We start from the raw sequence: 25623 nt of genomic DNA, 5'->3' as shown, positions 1-25623 counted from the left end.
CGGGCTCAGCCGGGCAGGCCCAGCAGCGTGCCGAGGGTGGGCAGGCTTACCCCCGGGCTCTGCAGGACGCTCGGCATGCCCTGCGCCGCGCGCAGGCTGGCCAGTTCCTCGGCCGAGCGGCCGGCGTTCGCCGCGACGTCGCCCTGCGACGGGATCTGCGGGACCCCGTTGTACGGCACGTTCTGCGAACCGCGCACGTTGATCGGGCTGCCCTTCGGCTCGGCGCAGTAGGCGTCGTCCTTCGGCGCGCGAGGCGTCGTGTCGGTGCCTTCGCGGTACTTGTCGAGGCCGATGTAGCCCTTGGTGCACGAAGGCGGGTTGAACAGGTTGAGCGCCAGGCCCAGGTGCGCGGTGCCGTCGTTGGCGACGCTGTTCGCGCCCGCGGCCAGCATCGGGTACGTCACCAGTCCCTGTTCGAGCCCGTCGAGCCGGGTCACCAGGAGGTTCGACGTCGTGAGCAGGTTCGCCGTCAGCGCGCCGAGCCCCGGGCCGGATTCGGCGAGCACCGAGCTGATCTGGTTCGCCACCTGCGGGGTGATCCCGATCAGCTTCCGGATGTCCGCGTCGGAGTTCTTCAGCGTGCCGGAGAGCTTGTTGAGGTCCGCGCTGAACGACTTCATGGAGCTCGCCATGTCGTTCTGCGTCTCGAGGACCTGCCCGCCCTTTTCCAGCAGCTGAATGGTCTGCGGCAGGTACTCCTGCGCGGTCGCGGTGAAGCTCCGCGCGGTGTCGAGCAGCCGCTGCAGGTCCGGGCCGGTGCCGTTGAAGGCGTTGTACGACTCGTCGACGACCTTGCGCAGCGAGTCGGTCGGCACCGACGCCGCGAGGCTGTCGAGGTCGCCGATGAGCTGCTCGGTGGGCACCGGCGTCTTGACCTTGTCGGCCGGGATGACCGAACCCGAGTTCAGGAACGGTCCCTTGTCGCTCTTCGGCTTCAGGTCGACGAACTGTTCGCCGACCGCCGACCGGTTCGCGACCACGGCGTCCAGATCGGCGGGCACCTGCGGGGCGTCCGGCGCGATGTTGAGGTCGGCTTCCAGCCCGGTCTTGGTGAGGCGCAGCTCGCCGACCCTGCCGATGTTGAAGCCCCGGTAGGTGACCTCGGCGTTCTGGAAGATGCCGCCGGACTGCTTGAGCTGCAGCTTCACCGTGTAGCCCTCGTCGCCGAAGACCTGGCCGAGTCCGGCGAACCGGATCAGCGCGTACACGATGGCGACCACGGAGATGATCGCGAACGCGACCAGCTGGATCTTCGTCCTACGGACCAGCATCAGCCGGCACCTCCCGACAGCACGCCGAAGATCCCGGCGGGTCCGGTCTGTTGCGGCTGCCCGCCACCCTGCGGCGCGCCCGCCTGGCCACCGGCGACACCTCCGACGCTGTCCGGGATCGGCAGCGGCGGATTCGCCCCGGGCCCCTCCGTCCCGCCGGTCAGCCCCGGCACCGGGATGGCGTCCTTGAGCGGGTTTTCCCGGCTGCGGCCGAGGTTCTTGAGGATCTCGTTCAGGTTCAGGTCGATCTTCGCGAAAAGGTTGAAGTAGTCGCCCTTGACCCCGTCGTAGGCGGCGTCGCTGAACGGGAAGGTCAACAGGATCTCCAGCGCCTTGGGCAGATCCGCCCCCGCCTCGCCGAGCTTCTGCAGCGTCGGCTGCAACGCCTTGAGGTCGGCGACGAGGTCTTCCTTGCTCTTGTTCACCGTGTCGACGGCGACCCCGGAAAGGTGGTTGAGCGCGTTCAGCATGGTCACCAGCTGGCCGCGCTGCTGCTCCAGCACGCCGAGGCCGGGGCCGAGGTTGTCGACCGCGCCGACCAGCTTGTCCTTCTGACCGTTCAGCGTGAGCGAGAGCCGGTTCAGCCCGTCGAGTGCCCGCGTGATGTTCGCGGACTGCTTGTCCAGGTTCGTGACCAGCTCGTTGGCGTTGTTCAGCAGCGCCTTGAGCTCCGGCGAGCGGCCGGTGGTGGCGTTGTTGAGTTCCTTGGTGATGGTGTTGAGCTGTTCCACCCCGCCGCCGTTGAGCAGCAGCGAGAGCGCGCCGAGCAGTTCCTCGACCTCGACGCTGCGGTTCGTGCGGGCCAGCGGGATCACGGCGTTGTCGGCGAGTTTGCCCTGTCCGTCGGCGGGCGCGGCCAGCTCGACGTACTTCTCACCGAGAAGGCTCGACTGTTTGACGTTGGCCAGCGCGTTTGCCGGCAGCTTCACGTCGCCGTTGACCCGGAGGGTGACTTCGGCGTTCCAGCCGTCCTGGGTCAGCCCGATCGCTTCGACGCGGCCGATGGCGACCTCGTTGACCTTCACCCCGGCTTGCGGCGTCAGGTCGAGGACGTCCCGGAACTGCACCTTGACCGTGTACGGGTGGTCGCCGAGTTCGGCGCCGCCGGGCAGCGGGACGTCGTAGATCCCGTTGAATCCGCAGCCGCTCAGCGTGAGCGCGGCGACGGTTCCCGAAGCGAAAAGAGCGAGAGACTTCTTCATCACTTCGCCGCCGTTCCGTAGAGCTGCCCGGCGATCGGCAGCGGAAGTGGCGGCAGCTGGCCCGCCTGCGAGGACTGGATCACCTGCGCGATCGACGGCAACGGCACCAGCCCGTCGACCAGTCCGGCGACTCCCTTGCACGCGTCGCCCAGTGCGTCGAGCGCGTCCGGGGTCTGCTTGAGCAGGTTGCACACCATCACCAGCGGCGGCTGGGTGAGCTCGTTGAGGTTGGCCCGCGCGTCGAGCGTGCCCGACGAGGCGTTGTAGGTGTTGACCAGGTTCCCGAGGCCGACCGGGGCGATGTCGAGGATCTCGGCGAGCGCGCCGCGCTGGTCCACGAGCACCTTGGTCACACTGGCCAGCTTGTCCACATTGGACTTGAGCCGGTCGCGGTTCTTCTCGATGAACGCCTGCACCGCGGTGAGCGTGTCGGACAGCTGCTTCACCGTGGCCGAAAGGTTTTCCCGCTCCCCCGCGAGGAATCCGCTGACGTCGGCGAGCTGCCGCTCGAAGTCGCGGACCTGCTTGTCGCTGTTCACCAGCGTCTGCGAGAAGGAGCCGAGGTTCTCGACGGTCTTGAACAGGTCGTCCTTGTTGCCGGACAACGTGCCCGCGGCCTGGCCGAGCTTCGTGATCGTGTCGTGCAGTGCCTGCCCGTTGCCGTCGAAGTTCTTCGCGGCGGTGTCGAGCAGGTTCGACAGCGAACCGTTCTTGTTGGCGCCGTTGGGCCCGAGCGACTTGCTGACCCGGGACAGGCTCGCGGCGAGCTCGTCGACCTCCAGCGGGACCTCGGTGCGGTCGAGGCCGATGACGGCGCCGTCGGCGATCCGCGGGCCGCCCTTGTAGGCCGGGGCGAGCTGCACGTAGCGGTCGCTGACCAGCGACGGCGACACGATGATCGCCTTCGCGTCGGCGGGCACCGCCACCGAACGGTCGTATTCGAGTTCGACGCGGACCTGGTTGCCCATCGGCTGGATCTTGGTGACCGTGCCCATGTCGACGCCGAGCATGCGGACACTGTTGCCTTCGTAGAGGCCGACGGTGCCGGCGAAGTACGCGGTCACGTGGTTGCGGCCGGCGTCCTTGAGCGTCCACCACAGCGCGCCGGCGACGACCAGCGCGAGCACGATCGCGATGGTGAAGCCCCGCGCGAGACCGGCTGAGAGACGGGTACTCATTTCTCGTAGCACCCCTTGTCGTTGATCGGGCCGAACGACGGCAGGACCAGTCCGCAGATGTAGTTGTCGAACCAGCGGCCGTTGCCGATCGTGTTCGTGAACACCCGGATGAACGGCGCGAACCGCGCGATGCCCTGGCCGAGGGCGTCCTGGTTGCGCTGGAGCATCGAGGTCAGCTGGTCGAGCTGGGTGAGCACCGGGTCGAGCTGAGCGTCGTTGTCGTCGACAAGGCCCTTGAGCTGGGTGGCGAGGTTGCGCGAGCCGTCCAGCAGCGCGGAGATCGCGTCCTTGCGCTTGGCCACCTCGCCGAGCAGCTTGTTGCCGTCGGCCAGGAGCTTCTGGAACTCGGCGTCGCGGTCGACGAGCGTCTGCGAGACCTGCCGCGTGTTCGCGAGCAGGCTCGACAGCTGCGAGTCACGCTTGGCGATGGTGTCCGAGAGCCGGGAAAGGCCGTTCAGAGCGCCCTTCACGTCGGCCGGGGTGTCGGAGAAGGTCTCGGTGATGACGTCGAAGCTCTTCGCCAGCTGCGTCGTGTCGATGTCGTCGACGGTTTGCGAAAGCCCGCGGAAAGCGTCGAGGACGTCGAACGGCGACGCCGTGCGCTCGCGCGGGATGGTCGTGCTCGGGTCGAGCGTGCGCTGCCCCTGCGGGTCGAGCGCCAGGTACTTCTGGCCGAGCACGGTCTTGATCTTGATCGCCGCGCTGGTCTTGTCGCCGAGCCAGGCGTCCTTGACCTTGAACGAGATCCGGACCTTGTCCCCGTCGAGCTTGATCTCGGAGACCTTGCCGACCTTCACCCCGGCGACCCGGACGTCGTTGTCCTCCTGCAGGCCGGAAGTCTCGCTGAAGTCCGCGCTGTAGGTCGTCCCGCCACCGATGACCGGCAGGTCTTCGGAGTTGAGGGCGGCGAGGAAACCGAGCAGCAGCACCGAGATGCCGACCAGCGCGATCGGGATCGGATTGCGTTTCTGGAACGACTTCATGCCGTGCACCTCGCCCGGTTCACCGGCAGCAGCGGCAGGTTGATCGGTTCGTTGATCAGCGGAGGCAGGGCGACGGCTCCCGTCATCTCACAAGCGAAGAAGTTGAACCAGGAGCCATAGTCGGCCGTGCGGGTCAGCGCCGTCACCTTCTGCGGCAGGAACTGGATGAAGTGCTCGACGATCGGCTGGCTGTCGTTGAGGTTCTTCGTCAGCGTGCCGAGCGCGGCGATGTCCTGCTTCAGCGGCTCACGGGCTTCCCCGAGCAGACCGGACGTGGTCTGGGCGAGGGTGCCGAGCGACTCGATGGCGTCGCCGATCGGCTCGCGGTCCGCGGCCAGCCCGGAGACCAGCTGCTGCAGTTTGACGATCAGGTCGTTCAGCTGCGGGGTGTGCGCGTTGACCGTGTCGAGCACCGAGTTCAGGTTGTCGATGACCTCGCCGATCACCTTGTCCTTGTCGGAGATCGTGGTGGCCAGCGAGGCGGTGTGCTTCAGGAGGCTTTCGATCGTGCCGCCCTCACCCTGCAGGACCTGGATGACCTCGTAGGACAGCTTGTTGATGTCGTCCGGGTTGAGCGCGGTGAACAGCGGCTTGAACCCGTTGAACAGCTGCGTCAGGTCGAGCGCGGGGGTGGTCCGCTCCAGCGGGATGTTGCCGCCGGGCTCCAGGTTCTTCCCGGAAGAGTCGGTGCCCTGGCCGAGCGAGACGTAGCGCTGGCCGACCAGGTTCCGGAACTTGATCTGCGCGGTGACCCCGGCGGGCAGCTTGCGGCCGGCGTCGACCTCGAACTCGACCTCGGCCTGGCGCCGGTCGACGATGCGGACGTCCTTGACCTGCCCCACCCTGACGCCGGCGATGCGGACGTCGTCGTTGGGCAGCAACAGGGTCGCGTCGCTGAACCGTGCCTTGTAGGCGTTGGTGCTGGTGGTGTTCACGTTGGCGATGCTGATCCCGAGGATCGTCGTGAACAGCACGGTCACGACGATGAAGGCGCAGAGCTTGATCAGCGGAGCGAGCAATCCCCTCATGCCTTCCCCCCGTCCGCGCGCGATCGCGATCGCGTAGCCAGGCCGCGGCTACCAGCCATGACAGGCGGTCGCGCGGTGAAGGCGGCCCGCCTCCGCGATAGCGAGGCCTTCGGCCGGAGCGCGCGCGCCTCGATCACCTTCTCGTGCAGGGGCGCAACTACCGTTCCAGTCACTGGACGTGCACCTCCGCTCCCCTGTAGAGCGGACCGACGAGCAGCGAGCCCCAGCCGGGCACGTCCGAAGCGGACATGCCGACCTGCGGGGCGACCAGCTGCGCGAGGAAGTCCGATTCGGACGCGCTGTAGGACGGGCTACCGCCGGGCGCCCCGCCGCCGTTGCCGTTGTAGCCGCCGTAGTTCGCGAAGCCGTTCGACGGCGAGAGGCCGTCGTTCGCCGACCTCGCCGGCGGCTTGGCCGTGCTGCCGTCCTTGATCGGGCCGTCCGGCGGGTACTGCGGGAACGGGTCCGGGAACTGCTTCAGGTCGTAACAGCGCGGGCCGCGTTTGTCCTCGAACCGCGGCTCGTCCTTACCCGGCAGGTACGGCCCGCGGTTGACGGTGACCTCGATGGTCGCGTGCAGGCCCGGCCGGTCGGTGCCCTTGCCGAGGGCCTTGTCGATCTTCGGCAGGTTCGCCGCCATCTGCCCGATCACGCACGGGTATTCCGGCGCGTACTTCGCCAGCAGCTCCGCCGTCGGGCGGGCCGTGTCGGCGAGCCGGATCAGGTTGTCGGCGTTGTTCTGCAGGAACGTCTGGAGATCGACCGAAGCCTGGGTGACGCTGCCGTAAAGGTTCGCGAGGTTCATCTTCTGATCCACCACGGTGCGGGTGGTGGTGCTCAGGTTGTCCAAGGTCTGCACCAGATCCGGAGCGACGGCGTTGAGGTTGTCCGAGAACTTCGCGAGTTCCTTGAGGTTCTGCTGGAGCTTGGGCTCGTGCGGGTTCAGCTCCCCGACGTAGCTGCCGAGCTGCGCGAGGGTGTCGCCGAGCTGGTCACCGCGGCCGTTGAGCGCGGTGGAGATCGCCGAAAGCGTGCTCGACAGTTTCTGCGGCTGGACGGCCTGCAAGACCGGCATCAGATGCGCGAACGCCTGCTCCAGCTCGACAGCGCCGGACGTGCGGTCCTGGGTGATCACGTCGCCCTCGGCGATCGTCTTCGACGAAGGCACGTCCGGGATCTCCAGTGAAACGAAACGCTCACCGAACAACGTCTTCGGCAGGAATCGCGCGGAAACGTTCTGAGGGATCAGTTTCGCCGACTCCGGATTCAGCGCGAGCGTGAGTTCGGCGCCGTCCGGGGTCGCGGCGATCTCCTTCACCGAACCGACGATGAGGCCGCGGACCTTCACGTCGGACTGCTTCAGCAACTGGTTCCCGATGCTGCCCGACTGGAGCTTCACGCTCACCACGGGCGTGAACGCCCGTTGGTACAGCGCGATGCTCAGCACCACTCCACCGATGAGCACGGCGACGAGCAACAGACCGAGAAGCCTGCGCCGGACTGTCGCGATCATCCTGCGATCCTCACCGTGACGTCGGTTCCCCAGATCGCGAAACCGATGAAGAAGTTCATGATGGACACCGTGACGATGCTCAGCCGGACCGCCTTACCGACCGCCACGCCGACACCGGCGGGGCCACCGGAGGCCCGGTAACCGAAATAACAATGCGACAGGATGATCAAGACGCTGAACAACAGCACCTTGATGAACGAATACAGCACATCCTGTGGTGGTAGGAACAGATCGAAGTAATGGTCGTAGGTACCCGCGGACTGGTTGTAGATGTAGATAACGACCAACCGGGACGCGAGATACGAACTCAGCAGGCCGATGACGTACAGCGGGATGACCGCGACGAAACCGGCGATGATCCGCGTGGTCACCAGATACGGCAAGCTCGGGACGCCCATGACCTCGAGCGCGTCGATCTCCTCCGAGATCCGCATCGCGCCCAGCTGGGCGGTGAAACCCGCGCCGACCGTCGCCGAAAGCGCGAGGCCGGCGACCAGCGGGGCGATCTCACGCGTGTTGAAGAACGCGGTCAGGAAGCCGGTGAAGGCCGAAGTGCCGATCGAGTTCAGCGCCGAATAACCCTGAAGGCCGACGAGGACACCGGTGAACAGCGTCAAGCCGACCATCACGCCGACCGTGCCGCCGATGACCGCGAGCGAGCCGGAACCGAAGCTCACCTCGGCCAGCAGCCGCAGGACTTCTTTCATGTAGCGGCGAAGCGTCCTCGGCGTCCACAGCAACGCGCGGCCGTAGAACGACATCTGGTCGCCGAGGTTGTCCAGAGTCTGCAAAGGACGGTTGGCGACCCGCTTGGCGCCCTGGAGGAAGGTCATGCGTCAGTCCAGCTTTCCGGGCACGATCTGCAGGTAGATCAGCGTGATCACGAAGTTCACCACGAACAGCATGAGGAACGTGATGACGACCGACTGGTTCACCGCGTCCCCGACGCCCTTCGGGCCGCCGGACGGGTGCAGTCCCCGGTAGGCGGCGACGACCCCGGCGATGAAGCCGAAGATCAGCGCCTTCAGCTCGCCGACCCAGAGGTCGGGAAGCTGGGCCAGCGCGGAGAAACTCGCCAGGTACGCGCCCGGCGTCCCGCCCTGGAGGACGACGTTGAAGAAGTAACCGCCGAGCACGCCGATGACACTGACCATGCCGTTGAGCAGGACCGCGATCAGCATCATCGCGAGCACACGAGGCACGATCAGCCGCTGCACCGCGGAGACACCGAGCACTTCCATGGCGTCGATCTCTTCACGGATCGTCCGCGCGCCGATGTCGGCGCAGACGGCGCTACCGCCGGCGCCCGCGACCAGCAGCGCCGTGACCAGCGGACTGGCCTGCTGCACGGTGGCGAGCACCGACCCGGCGCCCGTGTAGGACTGGGCGCCGAGCTGGCGGGCGAGCGAACCGAACTGCAGCGAGATGACCGCGCCGAACGGGATCGCGACGAGCGCCGTCGGCAGGATCGTCACGCTCGCGATGAACCAGGCCTGCTGGATGAACTCCCGCAGCTGGAACGGGCGCTGGAAGATGCCACGAACGATGTCGAGGCCGAGAGCGAACAGGTTCCCGGTCTCGCGCAACATGCCGATCCCGGGGATCTTCGCCGATGAAGCGGAAGAGCTCACGCGCCACCTGACCCCGGATCTTGTGGCCGCAAGCGGTGGTTGCCTGCTCTCCCGGGGTGCGGGATGTGGGCGACCTGGTCGTCGGGCAGCTGCCCCTGGTGATGGTTCGGAATCGAGCTCTCGGCGGGCACCGACCGGTGCCCGGCGGTCGCGAGGCGCTGCGGGCGGACGCCGTAGCGCTGCTGTTCCTCCGGAGAGAGCGACTCGATGATGCTCTGCTGCGCCTCGTTCGGCAGGCCGTGCAGGATCTGCATGACCCGGTCCTTGCGGCGGATCGCGCCCATCCGGGTCGGAACGCCGGGCGTCGGCTGCATCTGCGGCGGCACCCCGCTGACGTCCTCGACACCGCCCGCGTGGTGACCGGCCTCGAACATCGCACGCTCGGCGGCGAGCTGGGCCGAGTCCTTCTCTTCGCTCATGCCGATGGGGCCGTCCATCTTGCCGTTGAGGAACTGCTTGACGACCGGCTCCTCGCTGGTCAGCAGCACCTCGCGGGGACCGAACATGACCAGTTCCTTGCGGAACAGCATGCCAAGGTTGTCCGGCACGGTGCGGGCGAGGTTGATGTTGTGCGTGACGATCAGGAACGTCGCGTCGATCTGCGCGTTGACGTCCAGGAAGAGCTGGGAGATATAGGTCGTGCGGACCGGGTCGAGACCCGAGTCCGGCTCGTCGACCAGGATGATCTGCGGGTCCAGCACCAGAGCGCGGGCGAGCCCGGCGCGCTTGCGCATACCGCCGGAGATCTCGCCGGGCAGCTTCTTGTCGGCGCCGTTGAGACCGGTCATCTCGAGCTTCTCGAGCACGATCCGGCGGACCTCGGTCTCCGACTTCTTCGTGTGCTCCCGCAGGGGGAACGCCACATTGTCGTAGAGGTTCATCGACCCGAACAGGGCGCCGTCCTGGAAAAGGACGCCGAAGAGCTTGCGCACCTCGTAGAGCTGGTGTTCGGAGCACGTCACGATGTCGACGCCGTTGATCATGCAACGGCCACGGTCCGGTTTGAGCAGACCGATCATCGACTTCAAGAAGACGGACTTACCGGTTCCGGACGGACCGAGCATCGCCGAAACCTCGCCCGGAGGCAGGGTCAGCGTGACGTCCCGCCAGATGGCCTGCTTACCGAAGGACTTCGAAAGACCTTCGATGACCACCTCGGCACCCATCGCACCTCCAGGAGCTGTTCCGCGTCGTCGCGCACTGCCGTCCCGTGCCACTGGCCCGAGAGGACGCATGCGTTCGCGCAGCGATACCCGCGTCAACCAGGTGCAACGAGCTGAGTGCGAACAGGTTACTCACCAGTTTTCTTTTCTGGCCAGACCCGCGGGTAACTTTTCGCGCAGTCCGCCACCGGCCCGTGCACCGCTTGCAGCACCGTAGTGCACGTCACTCCCGCTCGCAGATCCACAACCGGGCCCTGCCCAGGTCGGGGCGCTACCGCATCGCGATTAGGGGGCTAAACGCAGGTCAGCGGGGGTGTCGCTCGGCGTCGCGCCGGATCGCGTTTAGCGGGCTAAACGCGATCCGGCGCCCTGGGCGCGCTCGGGTACTTAGCGTGGCTACGCGTCGCGATTAGGGGGCTAAAGGCGCTCCGGCCCGGAGGCTGGAGACAGCGAAGGGGCGGGCATCCGTGCTGGATGCCCGCCCCTTCGACGGTGCTGCGGTAGGCGCTGACGCGCCCGGGATCACTTGATGGTGATCTTGGCGCCCGCGGCCTCGAGCTTCTCCTTGGCGGCCTCGGCGGCCTCCTTGTCGACCTTCTCCAGGAGGGCCTTGGGAGCGGCCTCGACCAGCTCCTTGGCCTCCTTCAGGCCCAGACCCGAGACGACCTCACGGACGACCTTGATGACCTGGATCTTCTTCTCACCGGCGGACTCGAGAACGACGTCGAACTCGTCCTGCTCCTCGGCGGCGGCCGGGGCGGCGCCGACCGGGCCGGCGGTGACGACGGCAGCCGGGGCGGCCGCGGTCACGTCGAAGGTGGTCTCGAATTCCTTCACGAACTCGGACAGCTCAAGAAGGGTGAGCTCCTTGAAGGCGTCGATCAGCTCGGTGGTGCTCAGCTTCGCCATGGTGGCTTCCTCTCTGAAACGAACTAAAAGTTCGGGGTGGGGGGTGTTCAGCTCTCGGCGGGTGCTTCGGCTGCTTCGGTACCGGCGTTGCGCTGCTTGTCCTCCAGCGCGGCAGCCAGGCGAGCGACCTGGGACGCCGGCGCCTGGAACAGCGCGGCGGCCTGGGACAGCTTCGCCTTGAACGCGCCCGCCGCCTTGGCGAGCAGGACCTCACGGCTGTCGAGATCGGCGATCTTGGTGATCTCGTCCACGGACAGCATCTTGCCGTCCATGTAGCCGCCCTTGATCACAAGCGCGTTGTTGTCCTTCGCGAAGTCGCGAAGCGCCTTCGCGGCGTCAACAGCTTCACCTTCGACGAAGGCGATGGCGGTCGGGCCGACGAACAGGTCTTCGAGGCCCTCGATGCCCGCGTCCGTGGCGGCACGCTTGACGAGGGTGTTCTTCGCGACCCGGTACTTGGCACTGGTGCCGAGAGCGCGGCGCAGCTGGGACAGCTGGGACACGGAGAGGCCGGTGTACTGGGTAACGACTGTGGCCGAGCTGGTGCGGAAACGCTCCGCGATCTCGGCGACGGCCGCCTCCTTGTCAGGCTTCGCCATGGTCGCCTCCTCTCTTGGCTAGTGGTCCACTGGCCTTGAGAGCCCTGAAACGACGAAACGCCCCAGCGCAGACAGGCGCGGGGCGTCAGGGCACGCGACGGTGAACGTCGCGGCGAGCCTCGTTCCTCCTGCGCGGGTCGCCCGCCCTAGCGGGGCCTTCGTTCTCCAGGCCAGATGACCAGGAGAAGACCAGCGGTCTTCGGTAGAACCTTGACAAGAGTACGTGACCCTGTTTCGGCCTCCGCACGGGCCCCTGCCGGATCGCGTTTAGCCCGCTAAACGCGACCGGCGGAGTGCACGGGCGGGCTCGCGAGGCATCATGGTGACGTGGCGGAGCAGCGTGATGACGGAAAGCCGGGCAACGAGCCCGGCACGGACATCGAGCCCAAGGCGGGGGGTCAGCCCGCGCCCCGGCTGGACGATGAGCAACTGCGCCAGTTCCAGCAGTTTCAGCAGTTCCAGGACTATCTGAAGTTCACCGAGGCACAGCAGCAGGGCCTCGTGCCGTCTCAGCCCACGCAGCCCGTGACCCAGCACTACGGTGGACAGCCGCCCGTGCCTCCGGGACCGCCGCACGGCGAACTGGTCAAGGCCCCTCGGCCGCGCGCGCCGCGTTGGCTGCGACGTCTGGGCGGGAAGCTTCTCGCCTGGGTGATCGTGATCCTGCTGATCTGCATCGGCGCCACCATCGCCTACCGGCAGATCTTCCCCAGCGACGCCGGTGAGGACACGGCGACGTTCGTCCAGGGCGGCGGCGGCAAGCACCACACGAACCAGGTGCTTTCGACCAATCCCTGGGAGGCCGTGCGGGCCATCTACGACACGATCGGCAAGCCGTACCCGCCGGCCACCCGGGTCGAGAAGGTCTGCCTGTCGATGAGCGAGCAGGCGCAGGCCCAGTTCGCCCGCGACCTCGGCTACCCGGACTGCGCGACCGCCGTCCCGGCCCTGAACGCCAAGGTCACCGACATCACGCCGTACATCTACGCGGTACGCCCGATGTCGAGCGTGGTCCCGCGGCAGAACCTGACGATCCACTCGTGCTGGTACAACATCCGCGGAGGCCCCCTGCTGGGCAGCTTCACCCTGCAGGAAGTCGAGATGGGCCAGTGGCTGATCACCGGGCACGCGAACTCCCCCGAGCCCTGCCCCGCTCCCCCGACCGGCAACTGACCTGCGCTTCCTGCCGCCGGATCGCGTTTAGCCCGCTAAACGCAAGTGCGCCACCGGATCGCGATTAGGGGGCTAAACGCAAGTGCGCGCCCGATCGCGTTTAGGGGGCTAAACGCGACGCGGGTCAGAGGTCGTGAGAGGTCAGGAAGCCGGTCAGCGCCGAGCCGAAGGCGGGGTGCATGACGGCGGCCATGTGATCGCCGGGGACACGGACGAGGCGGGCACCGGCGATGGCGGCGGCCAGGCGTTCGGGTTCCGCGGCCAGCGGGTCGGTGTCCCCGGCGAGGATCAGGGTCGGTACGGCGATCGCCGTCAGGTCCAGTTTCGGATTCGCCGTCCCCCGTGCGACGGCCGCCAGCGCGATCCGGTCCGCCCGCAACGCGTCGGCGAGGATCCGGAAAGGCGCCGAGGACGGCGGAAGCGTCGAAAGGTCCTCCGTCAGCAGAGCCTCACTGATCGCCTCCGGCGTGACGACGCGGGTGTCCACCCCGCCGAAGTCGACGATCCCCGAACCGACCCCGCCGATCGCGAGGCACCGGATCCGCGGGTCGGCGGCCACCGCGCCGAGCGCGATCATCGCGCCCATCGAGTAGCCGACCATCGACACCTCGTCGAGGTTCAGCGTGTCGAGCAACGCCGACACGTCGCGGACCATCGCGTCGTCGCCGTAGCTCGCCTCGTCGTGCGGCTTCGCCGACCGTCCGTGGCCGCGCGCGTCCAGGCTGATCACGGTCAACCCCGCGTCCTGGAGGGTGTCGACGACGCCCGGCGCGATCCAGTTGGCGTTCGTGTCCGCGGCGAAGCCGTGCTGTAGCAGCACCGGACGCCCTTTACCTTCCCAAACGGTGTAGCTGAGCTGAAGCCCGTCGAACGACGCGAAGGTAGGCATGCCCTCAAGCAAACACGAAAAAGGGGCGGCCCCGCCGTAGCGGGACCGCCCCCTTCTCAGTGATGTCTAACTCAGACTCACGCGTCCTCGGAGAGGAGGTTGCGAGTCCGGGCCGGGTCGACCGGGATACCCGGGCCCATCGTCGTGGAGACGACGACCTTGCGCAGGTAACGGCCCTTCGCCGACGACGGCTTGGCGCGGAGGATCTCGTCCAGCGCGGCCGCGTAGTTCTCCACCAGCTTCTCGGTGTCGAACGAGGCCTTGCCGATGACGAAGTGCAGGTTGGCCTGCTTGTCCACGCGGAAGTTGATCTTACCGCCCTTGATGTCCGCCACGGCCTTCGCGACCGCGGGGGTCACGGTGCCGGTCTTCGGGTTCGGCATCAGGCCACGCGGGCCGAGGATGCGGGCGATACGGCCGACCTTGGCCATCTGGTCCGGCGTCGCGATCGCGGCGTCGAACTCGAGCCAGCCACCCTGGATGCGCTCGATCAGTTCGTCGGTGCCGACCACGTCCGCGCCGGCGGCCTCGGCCTCGGCGGCCTTGTCACCAACGGCGAAAACGATGACGCGGGCGGTCTTACCGGTGCCGTGCGGCAGGTTCACGGTGCCGCGGACCATCTGGTCGGCCTTGCGAGGGTCGACACCGAGGCGCATCGCGACCTCGACGGTGGCGTCCATCTTCGCGGAGGAAGTCTCCTTGGCCAGCTTCGCGGCCTCGAGCGGGGCGTAGAGCCGCTCGCGGTCCACCAGCTCAAGAGCCTTGCGGTAGGCCTTGCTGTGCTTGGGCATTGCTTCTGTCCTTAACTCTTCAACGGATCAGTGTGGTGTTGGAGCCAGCACTGGCTCTCCCACGGTGGTGCGGGGGTGAAGCTCAGTCGACGACCGTGATGCCCATCGAGCGGGCGGTGCCGGCGATGATCTTCGCGGCCTGGTCGACGTCGTGCGCGTTCAGGTCGGATTCCTTGGTCTTCGCGATGTCGCGGACCTGGTCCCAAGTGACCTTGGCGACCTTGGTCTTGTGCGGCTCGCCGGAGCCCTTCTCCACGCCCGCGGCCTTCAGCAGCAGCTTCGCGGCCGGCGGCGTCTTGAGCTTGAAGTCGAACGAGCGGTCTTCGTACACGGAGATCTCGACCGGGACGACGTCCCCACGCTGCGACTCGGTCGCGGCGTTGTAGGCCTTGCAGAACTCCATGATGTTGACGCCGTGCTGACCCAGCGCGGGACCGACCGGCGGCGCGGGGTTGGCCGCACCCGCCTTGATCTGCAGCTTGATGATCGCCGCAAGCTTCTTCTTCTTGGGTGGCATTTCGTTTGTTCCTTCTTACTGACTTGAGTCCCCCGCACACCTGCCAGTACGCGGGGACTGCCGGCCGTCTGGCAGCCGTCAGATCTTGGAGACCTGGTTGAACGACAGCTCGACCGGGGTCTCCCGGCCGAAGATCGACACCAGGACCTTCAGCTTCTGCCCGTCCACGTTGACCTCGGAGATCGTCGCGGGCAGCGTCGCGAACGGGCCGTCCATGACGGTGACCGACTCGCCGATCTCGAAGTCGACCTCGACCGCGGGGCCACCCAGCTGCGACTCGGAAGCGGCAGCCTCGCCCTTGCCGGACTTGGCGGGCGTGGCCGTCTCGACCTTGGGCGCGAGGAACTTGAGCACCTCGTCCACGGTCAGCGGCGACGGACGCGACGTGGCGCCGACGAACCCGGTGACACCCGGCGTGTTGCGCACCGCGCTCCACGAGGCGTCGTTCAGGTCCATCCGGACCAGGATGTAGCCGGGCAGCACCTTGCGCTGCACCTGCTTGCGCTGGCCGTTCTTGATCTCGGTGACCTCTTCGGTCGGGACCTCGATCTGGAAGATGTAGTCCTCGACGTCCAGGGTCTGGGTCCGGGTTTCGAGGTTCGTCTTCACCTTGTTCTCGTAACCCGCGTACGAGTGCACGACGTACCACTCACCGGGAGCGGCGTTGAGTTCCGCGCGCATCTTCGCGACCGGGTCGACGTCCTCGTCGGCTTCGGCGGCGGTGTCGTCGGCTGCGGTGTCGTCGGTCTCGTCGGACGCCTCTTCGGCCTCCGCGACATCTCCGGCTTCGTCGACCTCGTCGCCTGCGGCGGGCACCTCGACGGAGTCCAGGTGCTCGGACTGCTCGTCGCCGAGTGCCGCGTGCACCTGCTCGTCGGAAAGCTCGGTCAGCTCATGACCGGCTGCTGTGCCGTTGTCGGAGGTCACGTTCCGTCCTCTCAGTTGATCGGTTGCCGTGGCGCAGGCCACCGTGCGGTGCGCTCAAGCACCGCGAACGGCTGCCTCAGCTGCCGAAGACGGCACCGACGACCTCTTTGAAGGCCAGGTCGAGGCCGCTCACCAGCGCCACCATGAACACCACGAAGACCAGCACCACCGCGGTGTAGGTGACCATCTGCTTGCGGTTCGGCCAGATGACCTTGCGCAGCTCGGCCCAGACCTCGCGGATGAAGCGCATCAGCCGGGCGAAGATCGACGCCTGCTTCGGCTTGCGGTCGCGCTTCGGAGTCGCCGTGCCCTTGGCGTCCTTGGACTTCTCGGTCTTGTCCCCGGCCTTCGCCTTGCCGGCGGGGCGGGTCTTGTCGTCCGACTTGGCGTCGGCCTTACCGGACGGGCGCGCGGACGCACGGCGCTCACGCCGGGCAGCGGCGGTCACCGGGCGGGACTGTTCGTCGGGCTTCTGCCCGGCGCCGTCCTGCGCCTTCTCACCGCTGGCGTCGCTGTCGCTCACGACCACTCCTCCGCCTTCACCAGTTCGCTTACGCAGGGGTGACAGGACTTGAACCTGCAACCTGCGGTTTTGGAGACCGCTGCTCTGCCAATTGAGCTACACCCCTTTGGAACCCCGATGCTCTGGAGCTCCCGAGGACGCATTCCATCGTCCCCACCGCCGTGGCGGGGATGACCGTAGTGCGTTCCGAGACCAGAAGTCTACGGCAACCCCGGAACAGCTTCGCAACCGCGCCCCTCAAAGCGGCGCGGAGCAGCCTTCCGCGAGGAAACTCCCCCACGGCCGACCCCATGATCGTGCCACGATGTCGCCATGAGCGCTCCCGCACCCTCGCCTTCGCCGGCTTCCCGCGTCTCGGCCCGCATCGGCGGCATCACGCCGTCGGCCACGCTGGCTGTCGACGCGAAGGCCCGGGCGCTCAAGGCGCAGGGTCGTCCGGTGATCGGCTTCGGTGCCGGCCAGCCGGACTTCCCCACCCCGGCCAACGTGCTCGAAGCCGCCGAAGCGGCCGTCCGCGACAAGGTCAATCACGGCTACACCGCCGCGGGCGGGCTGCCGGAGCTGCGTGAGGCGATCGCGGCGAAGACCGTCCGCGATTCCGGGTACGAGGTCGACCCCGGTCGCGTCCTGGTGACGAACGGCGGCAAGCAGGCGGTCTACTCGGCGTTCGCGACACTGCTCGACCCGGGCGACGAGGTGCTGCTGCCCGCGCCGTACTGGACGACGTACCCGGAGTCGATCACCCTCGCCGGAGGGGTCCCGGTGCAGGTCACGGCCGACGAGGCGACGGGCTACCTGGTCACCGTCGAGCAGCTCGAAGCCGCCAGGACGCCGCGCACGAAGGTGCTGCTGTTCGTGTCGCCGTCGAACCCGACCGGCGCGGTGTACTCGCGCGAACAGGTCGAGGCGATCGGGCGCTGGGCGCACGAGAACGGCCTCTGGGTCATCACCGACGAGATCTACGAGCACCTGGTTTACGACGGTGCCGAAGCGCCCTCGATGCCCGTCCTGGTCCCGGAACTCGCCGACCGGACGATCGTGCTCAACGGTGTCGCGAAGACGTACTCGATGACGGGCTGGCGGGTGGGCTGGCTGCTCGGGCCGCAGGACGTGGTCAAGGCGGCGACGGCGTACCAATCGCACTTGTGCGGCAACGTTTCGAACGTCGCGCAACGGGCCGCGCTGGCCGCGGTGAGCGGTCCGCTCGACGCCGTTCACGCGATGCGCGAAGCGTTCGATTCCCGGCGAAAGAAGGCACTTTCACTGCTTTCCGAGATCCCGGGAGTGGAGACTCCGGTGCCGCTCGGCGCTTTCTATGTTTACCCCTCCCTGAAAGCCTTGCTGGGCAAGGAGATCCGCGGTGAACGGCCGGCCGACACGGTCGCGTTGGCCGATCTGATCCTGCGCGAAGCCGAAGTCGCCGTGGTGCCCGGCGAGGCGTTCGGGACGCCGGGGTACTTCCGGATTTCCTATGCGTTGAACGAAAACGATCTCGCCGAGGGGATCTCCAGGATGGGCCGGCTGCTCACGGAAGCACGGTGACCGTGATGCGCCTGGGAATCGCCCTTCCGCAGTACGGTCCCCTCGCTTCCCTGGACGCCGTCCCCGGTTTCGCCGCGGCCGCCGAGGAACTCGGATACGAGTCGTTGTGGGTCGGGGATCGGGTACTGGCCCCGGTCTCACCGTCGGACTTCTACCCCGGCGGCACCCCGGAACGGCCGTACCCGCCGGAGTTCGTCACGTTCGCGGATCCGCTGATCCTGCTGACGGTTGCCGCGACCGTCACCCGACGGGTCCGGCTCGGCACCAGCACGCTCACCGGGACGGTGTATCCCGCCGTGGTGCTGGCCCGGATGCTGACTTCACTGGATCAGGTGAGCGGCGGCCGGCTGGATGTCGGGCTGGGCACTGGCTGGCTTCGCGACGAGTACACCGCGACGGGCACGCCATGGAAGGGCCGCGGCAGGCAGCTTGAGGAGCTCCTCGACGTCCTTCGGGAGTTCTGGACCGGCGATCCGGTCGAGCACGAAGGCGAACGCTGGCGGATCCCGGCGTCGAAGGTGGGGTTGCGACCGGCACAGAATCCGCATCCGCCCGTGTTGCTTGGTGGGCTTTCGGCGGCGGCACTGGACCGCGTCGGCCGCCGCGCCGACGGCTGGTTGCCCGCCGGGCTGCCCGCGCCCTATCTCGCGAAGCTCTGGGAAACCGTGGTGAGCGCGGCCGAGAAGGCGGGCCGCGACCCAGGTGCGCTGCGGCGGGTGCTGCGGATCAACCCGAAACCCGGCACCGACCTCAAGGACGTCGCCGCGCAGCTGGCGGCGGCCGCCGAAACCGGGATCACCGAGGCCTTCGTCGACCCGCACTACCTCGCGCGAGACGTCACCCATGCCCTCGATCTCGCCGCCGAGCTGCGCGACCTCGTCCCGACAGCCTGAAGGCCCTCCCCGCCGGGAAGGGCCTTCAGAAGTCAGGATTCGCCGTCGGCGAGCTGAATGAGCGCGTGGGCTTTCGCGGCGTACTTCCAGTTGCCGAGGTCCCGGATCGTCTTGATCTTGAGCTCCGCGAGGAGCTCGTCGTGCTTCTTGGTCAGGCCCTCGAGCGCGGACGGCGGGGCGTCGAGCAGCTCGCCGATGCTTTTGTCCTCCCACGCCTTGTCGACCAGCTTGTTCAAGTTCAGGCTCACGTTTTCGCCTTTCCTCGGTGCCAGGTACCCGCCCACCTTGGATGTGATCCACGTCTCACGCAACCTGAGATCACCCGTTCACCCGAGCTTCACCGACGGTCGGACCGATGACAAAGGTGACCCAGGTCGCGTACAACGAACGGGTGACGCGGCGGAAAACTGGCGGGGGCTGCCTCTTCCTGGTGATCGTGCTGTCCGTCCTGGGGATCGCCTACCACCTGTGGGAGCGTGGAACGTCGGTGAAACCGGCGGGGGTCACCACTTCGGAGGGCTCGGGCCGGTACGTGGCGCTGGGGGATTCCTATACGGCTTCGCCGGGCACCGGACGGCCCGTGGGCGCGCCGGCGGGCTGCGACCGTTCGGACAACAACTACCCGAGCCTGCTGGCCGCGAAGCTACGTCCGGCCGAGTTCGTCGATGCCAGTTGCGGTGGCGCCACGACCGAACACCTCACCGGCGAGCAGAAGACCCGTGACGGCACGAACGCTCCGCAGCTCGACGCCATCAATGGCGACACGACGCTGGTGACCGTCGGGATCGGCGGCAACGACGTGGGCTTCGTCGGCTTCGCGAGCCAGTGCGCGACGCAGCAGCAGACCGCTTCGCCCTGCAAGACCCAGCTGACCGCGGGCGGCCGCGACCAGCTCGTCGAGCGGATCACCGCGGCGGCGGACCGGCTCGGCGGAATCCTGGACCAGATCCGCTCGAAGGCCCCTTCGGCGCGCATCGTGGTCGTCGGGTACCCGACGGTGCTTCCGGACGACGACGCCGGTTGCTGGCCGGTCCTGCCGGTCGGCGCGGGAGACGTGGCCTACTTCCGCGACTCGCTGAAGCGGCTGAACACGGCGCTGCAGGAGACGGCGAAGGAGCACGAAGCGGGCTTCGCCGATATGTCGACCGCGAGCAAGGGACGGGACATGTGCAGCGCCGCGAACCGGCGATGGGTCGAAGGCCCCGCGCCTTCGGTGCCCGCCGCGCCACTGCACCCGAACGCCCGGGGCGCTGAAGGCATGGCGGAGGTCGTCGAGAAGCTGCTCAGGCTCGCTTGAGGTGTGGTGGCTCGCGCCCTTGGCGGGGTCCGCGCTTGCATGACTGGACCTGTCACGCGGGACTGTGTGGATTTCGGGTCACCCAACGCCTCAAAATCCACACAGTGGGCGTCATTGGTCCGATCATGCGCCTTACAGCCGCTTAAGCGCGCGAAGCAGGCTTTCTTAAGCTCGCGAAGCACCTTCGCGTCCCTACGCGAGCCACCGCAGGTCTCCTCAAGTGCCGCTGACCTGCGAAAAGAGAGCAAGGGACCTTTGCTCTCGCTTGCTTAGGCATGCTAAGCGACGCTAGCAAAGGTCCCTTGCTATCACTTTCGAGGTCAGGCGCGGACGACCGCCTGCGCCTTGCCCAGGACGGCCTTGCCCTCGAACTTGGCGGTGATGTCGATGCGAGCGGTGCCGTCGTCGTTGACCACGGCGACCTTCCCGGTGAACTCGATCGTCGCGGCGCCCTCGTTCGGCACGACCACGGGGCGCGTGAAGCGCGCGAAGTAGTCGACGAGGCGGCCGGGGTCGCCGAGCCAGTCGGTGACGAGCCGCGCCCCGAGCGCCATGGTCAGCATCCCGTGCGCGATGACGTCCGGCAGGCCGACCTCCTTGGCGAAGGCCTCGTTCCAGTGGATGGGGTTGAAGTCCAGCGAAGCGCCGGCGTAGCGCACCAGCTGCTCCCTGGTGACGTCGACGGTCAACGGCGTCAGTTCTTCTCCGGCGGTGAACGTGCTCACGCGCCCTCCCCTCGGACCACGAGCTGGGCGTACGTGGTGGCGATCGGGCCGCCGTCGGCGCCGGAGATCTCGGCGCGCAGGTTGATGAAGTCGTTCCCGGCGCGGGTCATGATGTTGTCGATGTACGTGGTGAGCGACAGGACGTCGCCCGCGTGCACCGGCCGCGTGTAGGTGAACCGCTGGTCGCCGTGGACCATCCGCGAATAGTCGAGACCCAGCTCCGGGTCGGAGACGATCGCGTTGATCGAGGCGAGGTTGATGATCGTGAGGAACGTCGGCGGCGCGATGACGTCGGGGTGCCCGGCCGCCTTCGCCGCTTCGGTGTCGCGGTAGAGCGGGTTCGTGTCGCCGAGCGCGTCGGCGAACTCCCGGATCTTCTCGCGACTCACTTCATAGGTACTGGTCGGCGGGTACACCCGCCCGGTGAACGACTGGTCCAAGGCCACCCGAGCAGGCTACCGAACCCCGAAATGCCCGAAGCCGCCCTGGTTGACCAGGACGGCTTCGGGTGAGACAGGTAGAACCGCTAGACGCTCAGCGGGTCTCTTTGTGAGTCCGGTGCGTACCGCAGTTCGGGCAGAACTTCTTCATCTCCAGGCGATCCGGGTTGTTGCGCCGGTTCTTCTTGGTGATGTAGTTGCGGTGCTTGCACTCCTCACACGCGAGCGTGATCTTCGGTCGCACGTCAGTGGCAGCCACAGCATTTCCTTCTCTACTAGGCCTGGGATACCCAGGATTACCGCGTAGCGGTGGCCGGACTTGAACCGGCGACACAGCGATTATGAGCCGCTTGCTCTGCCAGCTGAGCTACACCGCCCTTACATAACCCTGGCCGCGACACGCAGGCGTGACGCGGCTGAGGTTGCGAGCCCCTTTACGGAATCGAACCGTAGACCTTTTCCTTACCATGGAAACGCTCTACCGACTGAGCTAAAGGGGCCTTGCCTCTCGCGAGGACTTGGAAAGATTACCAAGTCCTCGAAGGGGTCGGAACAGGGGGGTGGTTAACCGCGAAACCTCAGGTCAGCAGGGTCAAAACGGTCTCGGAGTGTCGTCCGGGCGAGCGCGCCGTGCGGGCTTGCAGCCACGCCTCCAGGCGGTCCTCCGGCAGCGGCCGCGAGATGAGGTAGCCCTGTGCCACGTCACATCCCATCGCCTCGAGCTGATCCCGCGCGACGTCCTCCTCGACGCCCTCCGCCACGACCGTGAGGCCGAGCGAGTGGCCCAGTTCGACGATGGAGCGCACGACGGCGAGGTCGCCGAGGTCCGTGCCCATGCCGAGGACGAAGCTCTTGTCGATCTTGACCTGGTCGACCGGGAGCTGCCGCAGGTACGCCAGCGACGAGTAACCGGTGCCGAAGTCGTCGACGGCGAGCACGATGCCCAGGGAGTGCAGTTCCCGCAGGATCGGCAGCGCCTTCTGCGGGTCGGACATCACACCGGACTCGGTGAGCTCGAAGGTGAGCAACTCGGGCGGGATGCCGAAGCGGTCGAGTTCGCGGGCGACCTTCGTCGGGAAGTCCTCGTCGGCAAGGTTCCGCACCGACAGGTTCACGGCGGCGGAGATGCGCAGGCCTTCGTCGAGCCACTTCCGCACGCGCTTCAACGACTCTTCGAGCACGAACGACGTCAGGACGCCGATGAGGCCCGCCGCTTCGATCGCCGGGACGAACTCGTCCGGGCCGAGCCTGCCGAACTCCGGATGCACCCAGCGCACGAGCGCCTCGACGCCCTGGATCTGCCGGTTCGGCAAGGTGATCTTCGGCTGGTAATGGACGCTCAGCTGGCCTTCTTCGAGCGACTGCCTGAACTGCGTGACCATCTGGAACCGGCGCATGAAGATCTGGCCCATGCTGGCCATGTAGCCGCGGACCTCTTCGCCGCCCTTGGTCGCGCGGACGGCGACGTCGGCGCGTTGCAGGAGCCCGTCGACGTCGACCTGGTCGTCGTCTTCCGCCGACGAGGTGGCGTAACCGATCATCGCGTTGGCTTCGACGGAGAGCCGGTCCACCGGGTATGGGGCGACGAGTTCCGCGCGAAGCAGCTCCGCGGCGGCCTGGGCGCGTTCCGGCGCGCAGCCGACGAGGAGCGCCGCGAAGGACGCGCCTTCGAGCCTGGCGAGCGGGACGTCGGGGCCGAGCGCGTCGCGGATCCGGCGGCCCGCGGCGATGACCATCCGATCGGCCCACACGTAGCCGAGGGCGTCGCTGACGGTGGAGAAGACGTCGAGGTCGACCCGGAGCACGACCGCGTCGACCTGTTCCCGCAACGGTTCCTTGGCGACCTGGCGGAAACCCGGCCGGTTGAGCAGGCCGGTCAGCGGATCGTGGTAGGCGTCGTGGCGCAGGGTCGCGAGCAGGCGCCGGTTGTCCAGCGAGGTCGCGAGGTGGCTGGCCATCGTGCCGAGCAGCTGGACGTCGTACTTGCCGAAACCACGCCAGCGGGACAGCCTGTCGTGCGCTTCCACGACGCCGAGGAGCTGGTTCGCGCTGCGCAACGGCACGACGAGCGCCTCCTGCGCGCCGCGGTCGAGCAACGCGGAGCGGACGTCGGGATTGGCTTCGGTGATCCGGAAATGCCGGACGTGCGCGCCGGGCAGGCGCAGCAACGGGTCGTCGGCGGCCGGGTCGACGGGCGGGAGTTCGTCGCCGGCGACGACCATCCGCATGGTGTCCTTCGGTTCCAGCCGCAGCCTGAGCACGACACGGCCGGCGGCCAGCTGATCCTTGATGCGTTCGGCGATGGTCGCCCACTCGCGGACGTCGACGCCGCCGACGAGTTCGTCGGCTCGTCCGGCGGGCCGCGCGGCGGCCTGTTGACCGGATCGCGCGACCATCAGGCTGACGTCGGACAACGCTTCCATGTCGCGCTGTTCACGGAGCAGATCCGAGTACGCCCAGTACAACGCGGTGAGCCCGAGGAAGACGGCCAGCACGAGCGGCCAGGCCTTCGGCGTACCGGAAATGACCAGATAACCGGAAAGACCGACCGAAGCGTTGACGAAGCCGACGACGAGGATGCGGCCGGTCAGCCGGATCGCGGTGCTGACCCGCATCCGGCGGCGCAGCACGCGGACGGCGGCGAGCGCGAGCAGCGTGCTGACCAGCGGCGCGGTCAAAGTGCCTGCCAGCGCGGCGATCCAGGTCATGTCGTGGGCGCCGGAGGCCTGTTTCACCAGTCCTGCCACGGCGAACGCGCCGGTGATCTCAAGCAGGAAGGCGCCGGCGTTGTAGAGGACGCGGCCCGCGACCTTGCGGGCCAGCAGTGTTCCGATGCCCGCCGCGAGATGGGCGGCGAGCACGACTTCGAAGGGAGCGACGAAGAATCCGATGACCAGCGGGATCTCGGTGAACGAGATCGTCCACGAGATGCCGCTGCGGACATCGACGTTGATGCCGAGCTGTTCGGCGAGCAGGAACGCGAGCGCGAGGATCGGCCCGATCCACAACAGATCGTCCGAGGCCTCGAAGTCCAGCCAGAGGCTGACCGCGGCCGCGGCGGCGATGCCCATGGTGAGTACCGCGAAGGTGTAGACGCGGAACCGTCGCTCGTCGGTACGAGCCTCCGTAACGGCGCCTCCCTTGCCCGCTGTCGCCTGTGCGGCGCTCCCGGGCCTGCCGTTCGTGTCCGGCATCCGACCTTCCTTCCCGGCTGCCCAACCGGTCTTGTCCCACCGCGACCTCGGGGACGAGGGCAATACAGTACCCCGGAGGGCGTACCCAAGTCCCATTCGAGACAGTATGAGATCACCCCAGGGTTAACAATGGGCGCGTCGCGCTGACCTGCGTGGACCAAGGGGTGAAATGGGAGCGTTATTCGCGTTCCTTCCGACTACCGGAAGTCACCTGACGCCACACCCCGGCCAATCTCGTGAAGTTCCCTGCGGACCCGTCAGTAGGGGCTTCAATAGCCCTATGAATAGCCACGCCATCGCCGCCGGGCATGCCGAGCGGCTCGCCACCGTGGACGCCCTGCTCCCCGAAATGCCTGCACTGGAGCCTGCCGAGGACGCCGTGTCACTCTCCGCAACAGAAGGCGACTCGGCCGCCGCCGGATTGTCGGTACAGACTGAAGCGGGTCCCGATTCTGCTGACTCTCCGTGGCGGGCCCTCGTCGAACATCGCCTCGAAGCGCGGCTCACCGGCCCTCGCCCGGAAGCGGCCTTTGACGCATTACTCACCCGATGGGATGAACATCTGAAGACCGTGGCCCCACCAGGGGATGTCGAGACGGCGGCGACCGTGGTGCGGCCGAGCCGGGACTCCCCCGGCTCGGCCGAATTGCTGCGCCGCGGCTTCGCGCCCGTGCTGGTGATCGCGGTCCGCCCGGCCGACCGGCTCGCCGTGACGGGACCGCCCGCCACTCCCGGAGTGCACATCCGGCCCGCCGAAGCGGATGATCTCGAAACCGCCGTCGGACTCGAACTGGAATTGCAGCGTTACGACGCGCAGTTCGGTTCTGTCACCTTGCGCGAGGGCGCGGAGGAAACGATCGCCGCGGACCTGTCGAAACACCTGGGCCGGGAGAACCCGACGTTGTGGATCGCCGAGTTGTACGGCCGGGCGCTGGGCATGGTGCGGGTGCAGTTCCCCGGCGAGACGGCGTGGGTCAGCGGCCGGGTCGCGGCCGACCGGGTCGGCTACCTGTCGTCGCTGGCGGTGGCCGAACCGGCGCGTTCGAGCGGGGTGGGGACGGCGCTCGCCGCGCACGCGCACCAGATCTTCGACGAATGCGGCACCGAAGCCGTGCTGCTGCACCACGCTCTGGCCAACCCGCGCTCGACACCGTTCTGGTACGCGCAGGGCTACCGGCCGCTCTGGACCTACTGGCAGCGGCGGCCGGCGGTCTACTGATCCCGATAGGCTCTTT

General features: G+C 67.5%; 26 protein-coding genes and 3 tRNA genes. 5 read left to right on the top strand and 24 right to left on the bottom strand.

Going from position 1 to position 25623, the window contains the following annotated elements; all coding sequences use genetic code 11:
• Positions 1–5 precede the first annotated feature (5 nt).
• The 11 genes from DL990_RS06915 to rplJ all read right to left on the bottom strand — a co-directional run bounded on the left by DL990_RS06915 (position 6) and on the right by rplJ (position 11477).
• Positions 6–1271, bottom strand: coding sequence for an MCE family protein (locus DL990_RS06915; RefSeq protein WP_125788802.1), 1266 nt, complete (start codon positions 1269–1271; stop codon positions 6–8).
• On the bottom strand, positions 1271–2473 hold the full coding sequence (locus tag DL990_RS06910) for an MCE family protein (RefSeq protein ID WP_125788801.1): 1203 nt from the start codon (positions 2471–2473) through the stop codon (positions 1271–1273). The genes DL990_RS06915 and DL990_RS06910 overlap by 1 nt, the downstream gene beginning before the upstream one ends.
• Entirely contained in the window at positions 2473–3651 is a 1179-nt protein-coding gene (locus DL990_RS06905; protein WP_125788800.1) for an MCE family protein, read from the bottom strand. Before DL990_RS06905 ends, DL990_RS06910 begins: the two co-directional genes overlap by 1 nt.
• Positions 3648–4634, bottom strand: coding sequence for an MCE family protein (locus DL990_RS06900; protein WP_125788799.1), 987 nt, complete (start codon positions 4632–4634; stop codon positions 3648–3650). Before DL990_RS06900 ends, DL990_RS06905 begins: the two co-directional genes overlap by 4 nt.
• Positions 4631–5662 carry an MCE family protein gene (locus tag DL990_RS06895; RefSeq protein ID WP_125788798.1) on the bottom strand — a complete coding sequence of 344 codons (1032 nt, stop codon included), beginning with the start codon at positions 5660–5662 and terminating at the stop codon, positions 4631–4633. The genes DL990_RS06900 and DL990_RS06895 overlap by 4 nt, the downstream gene beginning before the upstream one ends.
• A 169-nt stretch (positions 5663–5831) precedes the next feature.
• Positions 5832–7175: an MCE family protein gene (locus DL990_RS06890; protein WP_125788797.1), complete on the bottom strand. Its 1344-nt coding sequence runs from the start codon at positions 7173–7175 to the stop codon at positions 5832–5834.
• Positions 7172–8008 carry an ABC transporter permease gene (locus DL990_RS06885; RefSeq protein WP_016331063.1) on the bottom strand — a complete coding sequence of 279 codons (837 nt, stop codon included), beginning with the start codon at positions 8006–8008 and terminating at the stop codon, positions 7172–7174. The genes DL990_RS06890 and DL990_RS06885 overlap by 4 nt, the downstream gene beginning before the upstream one ends.
• 3 nt (positions 8009–8011) lie before the next feature.
• Positions 8012–8764 carry an ABC transporter permease gene (locus DL990_RS06880; RefSeq protein WP_125789063.1) on the bottom strand — a complete coding sequence of 251 codons (753 nt, stop codon included), beginning with the start codon at positions 8762–8764 and terminating at the stop codon, positions 8012–8014.
• Positions 8765–8802: 38 nt separating this feature from the next.
• Complete coding sequence (locus DL990_RS06875; RefSeq protein ID WP_125788796.1) at positions 8803–9972, bottom strand: ABC transporter ATP-binding protein; 1170 nt, start codon at positions 9970–9972, stop codon at positions 8803–8805.
• A gap of 519 nt (positions 9973–10491) precedes the next feature.
• Complete coding sequence (rplL, locus tag DL990_RS06870) at positions 10492–10878, bottom strand: 50S ribosomal protein L7/L12 (protein WP_125798199.1); 387 nt, start codon at positions 10876–10878, stop codon at positions 10492–10494.
• A 47-nt stretch (positions 10879–10925) separates the two neighbouring features.
• Positions 10926–11477, bottom strand: a complete 552-nt coding sequence (gene rplJ, locus DL990_RS06865; protein ID WP_125788794.1) for a 50S ribosomal protein L10 — start codon at positions 11475–11477, stop codon at positions 10926–10928.
• A 327-nt stretch (positions 11478–11804) separates the two neighbouring features.
• Between rplJ and DL990_RS06860 the strand changes: the two genes are divergently transcribed.
• Entirely contained in the window at positions 11805–12650 is an 846-nt protein-coding gene (locus DL990_RS06860; RefSeq protein WP_125798198.1) for a hypothetical protein, read from the top strand.
• 124 nt (positions 12651–12774) lie between these two features.
• On the opposite strand, the gene DL990_RS06855 is transcribed toward DL990_RS06860, so the two are convergent.
• From DL990_RS06855 to DL990_RS06830, 6 genes are all read right to left on the bottom strand, one after another.
• Positions 12775–13539 carry an alpha/beta fold hydrolase gene (locus DL990_RS06855; RefSeq protein WP_125798197.1) on the bottom strand — a complete coding sequence of 255 codons (765 nt, stop codon included), beginning with the start codon at positions 13537–13539 and terminating at the stop codon, positions 12775–12777.
• Positions 13540–13616: 77 nt separating this feature from the next.
• On the bottom strand, positions 13617–14330 hold the full coding sequence (gene rplA / locus DL990_RS06850; RefSeq protein WP_125788791.1) for a 50S ribosomal protein L1: 714 nt from the start codon (positions 14328–14330) through the stop codon (positions 13617–13619).
• An 82-nt stretch (positions 14331–14412) separates the two neighbouring features.
• Complete coding sequence (rplK, locus tag DL990_RS06845) at positions 14413–14847, bottom strand: 50S ribosomal protein L11 (protein WP_076164368.1); 435 nt, start codon at positions 14845–14847, stop codon at positions 14413–14415.
• Between the two features lie 78 nt (positions 14848–14925).
• The gene (gene nusG, locus DL990_RS06840; protein WP_125788790.1) at positions 14926–15774 is read right to left on the bottom strand and encodes a transcription termination/antitermination protein NusG; all 849 of its coding nucleotides are present in this window, start codon (positions 15772–15774) and stop codon (positions 14926–14928) included.
• 76 nt (positions 15775–15850) lie between these two features.
• Positions 15851–16303 (bottom strand): preprotein translocase subunit SecE, encoded by a 453-nt coding sequence (secE, locus tag DL990_RS06835; protein WP_007031001.1) that lies wholly within the window; start codon positions 16301–16303, stop codon positions 15851–15853.
• Positions 16304–16330: 27 nt separating this feature from the next.
• Positions 16331–16403 (bottom strand) — tRNA-Trp (locus tag DL990_RS06830).
• A gap of 206 nt (positions 16404–16609) precedes the next feature.
• On the opposite strand from DL990_RS06830, the gene DL990_RS06825 reads away from it, so the two are divergent.
• Positions 16610–17839, top strand: a complete 1230-nt coding sequence (locus DL990_RS06825; RefSeq protein ID WP_125798196.1) for a pyridoxal phosphate-dependent aminotransferase — start codon at positions 16610–16612, stop codon at positions 17837–17839.
• Entirely contained in the window at positions 17836–18732 is an 897-nt protein-coding gene (locus DL990_RS06820; RefSeq protein ID WP_125798195.1) for a TIGR03619 family F420-dependent LLM class oxidoreductase, read from the top strand. Before DL990_RS06825 ends, DL990_RS06820 begins: the two co-directional genes overlap by 4 nt.
• 32 nt (positions 18733–18764) lie before the next feature.
• Here the strand turns inward: DL990_RS06820 and DL990_RS06815 are convergent, their stop codons facing one another.
• Entirely contained in the window at positions 18765–18980 is a 216-nt protein-coding gene (locus DL990_RS06815) for a hypothetical protein (RefSeq protein ID WP_125788787.1), read from the bottom strand.
• Positions 18981–19096: 116 nt separating this feature from the next.
• Here DL990_RS06815 and DL990_RS06810 point away from each other — a divergent pair, with 116 nt between their 5' ends.
• A complete protein-coding gene (locus DL990_RS06810) occupies positions 19097–20029 on the top strand; it encodes an SGNH/GDSL hydrolase family protein (RefSeq protein ID WP_125798462.1) in 933 nt (310 codons plus the stop codon).
• 320 nt (positions 20030–20349) lie between these two features.
• Here the strand turns inward: DL990_RS06810 and DL990_RS06805 are convergent, their stop codons facing one another.
• The 6 genes from DL990_RS06805 to DL990_RS06780 all read right to left on the bottom strand — a co-directional run bounded on the left by DL990_RS06805 (position 20350) and on the right by DL990_RS06780 (position 24388).
• On the bottom strand, positions 20350–20754 hold the full coding sequence (locus tag DL990_RS06805) for a MaoC family dehydratase (protein ID WP_125788786.1): 405 nt from the start codon (positions 20752–20754) through the stop codon (positions 20350–20352).
• On the bottom strand, positions 20751–21200 hold the full coding sequence (locus DL990_RS06800) for a MaoC family dehydratase N-terminal domain-containing protein (RefSeq protein WP_125788785.1): 450 nt from the start codon (positions 21198–21200) through the stop codon (positions 20751–20753). The genes DL990_RS06805 and DL990_RS06800 overlap by 4 nt, the downstream gene beginning before the upstream one ends.
• An 88-nt stretch (positions 21201–21288) precedes the next feature.
• On the bottom strand, positions 21289–21453 hold the full coding sequence (gene rpmG / locus DL990_RS06795) for a 50S ribosomal protein L33 (RefSeq protein WP_005152047.1): 165 nt from the start codon (positions 21451–21453) through the stop codon (positions 21289–21291).
• A gap of 45 nt (positions 21454–21498) precedes the next feature.
• A tRNA-Met gene (locus tag DL990_RS06790) sits at positions 21499–21571 on the bottom strand.
• 50 nt (positions 21572–21621) lie between these two features.
• Positions 21622–21694: transfer RNA gene (locus DL990_RS06785), tRNA-Thr, on the bottom strand.
• Between the two features lie 78 nt (positions 21695–21772).
• Positions 21773–24388, bottom strand: a complete 2616-nt coding sequence (locus DL990_RS06780; RefSeq protein ID WP_125788784.1) for a bifunctional diguanylate cyclase/phosphodiesterase — start codon at positions 24386–24388, stop codon at positions 21773–21775.
• A gap of 280 nt (positions 24389–24668) precedes the next feature.
• Between DL990_RS06780 and DL990_RS06775 the strand changes: the two genes are divergently transcribed.
• Positions 24669–25607 (top strand): GNAT family N-acetyltransferase, encoded by a 939-nt coding sequence (locus DL990_RS06775; RefSeq protein WP_125798194.1) that lies wholly within the window; start codon positions 24669–24671, stop codon positions 25605–25607.
• Positions 25608–25623: the final 16 nt, after the last annotated feature.

Source organism: Amycolatopsis sp. WAC 01416 (assembly GCF_003947485.1).
Classification (GTDB): Bacteria; Actinomycetota; Actinomycetes; order Mycobacteriales; family Pseudonocardiaceae; genus Amycolatopsis.
Note: the sequence above shows the minus strand (reverse complement) of the source record. Positions and strands in the feature narration are given on the sequence as shown.